The sequence below is a fragment of the Prochlorococcus sp. genome (assembly GCF_965655815.1).
GTDB classification, from domain to species: domain Bacteria; phylum Cyanobacteriota; class Cyanobacteriia; order PCC-6307; family Cyanobiaceae; genus Prochlorococcus_A; species Prochlorococcus_A pastoris.
Map to the genome: position 1 here is coordinate 1 of NZ_CBFHHZ010000015.1, position 1,237 is coordinate 1,237.

Sequence of the window (1,237 nt, forward strand, 5' to 3'; positions counted from 1 at the left end):
TTTTAAAAGTCTTCAAGTTTCTATTATTTATTCCTATTAAATTAAATGATTTCAAACTCAATATTCTTTCAAGTTCTTGACCATCATGCACTTCAACTAAAACACTCATCTTTAAATTATCTGCAATTTTCTTCAAATAAAATAAATCATCATCGCTTAAGATCGCAGCAATTAATAATATTGCATCAGCACCAGATACTCTCGCTTTATATACTTGATAAGCAGAAATAATAAAATCTTTGCAGAGCAAAGGCAGATTAGTTGCTCTTCGGACCTCTTGAAGTATTTCATAACTTCCTTGAAAAAACCTTTTATCAGTCAATACCGAGATACATGAGGCACCAGACCTTTCATAACAAGAAGCAATTTCTTTTGGTTTAAAATCTTCTCTAATAACACCTTTACTAGGGCTAGCTTTTTTAATCTCAGCAATCACTCCCGGTTTAATTTTGGAATGTAAAATGCTTTGAAAAAAATCTTTTGGTGGAGAAAGTTTATCAAGTTTTTTTATTAGATCTTCAAGGGAGATTATTTTCTTAAAATTTTTGATTTCAGTATCTTTGTGCCAAACAATTTCCTCAAGAATATTTTTTGCTTTTGCCTCTCTATGAGGAACAGCATATTCTAAATTTTCTACCCTGACTGTTGGATTTGGTGGCCTACGTCGTATTTCCATAAACAAATCAATTTATTTAACTTGAGAAGCTGCCTGTTTATAAGCAACCTCAACTACTTCACTAAGAGTAGGGTGAGTATGTACTTCAGTAGATAGTTGCATTACATCTTGTTTTCTAGAGATTGCATTTGCAATTTCTTGAATCAAATCAGCTGCATGCATCCCAAAGATATGGGCACCTAATACTTTTCCACTGTCTTTATTGAAAAGTAACTTAAGAATTCCATCGCTTTCTAATTCTGCTAATGCCTTGGAATTAGCTTTAAAATAGCTCTTCACAACTCCTAAAGTAAAACCCTCTTTAGTAGCTACTTCTTTAGCATCATTTTCGGATAAGCCTACTGAACTTATCTCAGGATGAGTGAATGTTGCAGCTGGAATACTCATATAGTTAATTTCAATATTCTCACCACATATATTTTCAACGGCAATTGTTCCTTGAGCTGCTGCTGTATGGGCAAGCATAAGTTTGCCAGTAACATCGCCAACGGCCCAAACATTAGGTATTATTTTTTCACCATTTAAAACTCTCATTTGATCATCAATAGGAATATAACCTTT

Annotated in this window: 2 protein-coding genes; both read right to left on the reverse strand. The window is 33.1% G+C overall.

Annotation, left to right across the window (positions count from 1 at the left end):
* Positions 1 to 676 (reverse strand): indole-3-glycerol phosphate synthase TrpC (locus ACTF45_RS09110; RefSeq protein ID WP_438949847.1); only part of this gene is annotated, 676 nt, incomplete at its 3' end.
* A 12-nt stretch (positions 677 to 688) separates the two neighbouring features.
* A partial coding sequence (locus tag ACTF45_RS09115; RefSeq protein ID WP_438949848.1) for an FAD-dependent oxidoreductase occupies positions 689 to 1,237 on the reverse strand: 549 nt, incomplete at its 5' end.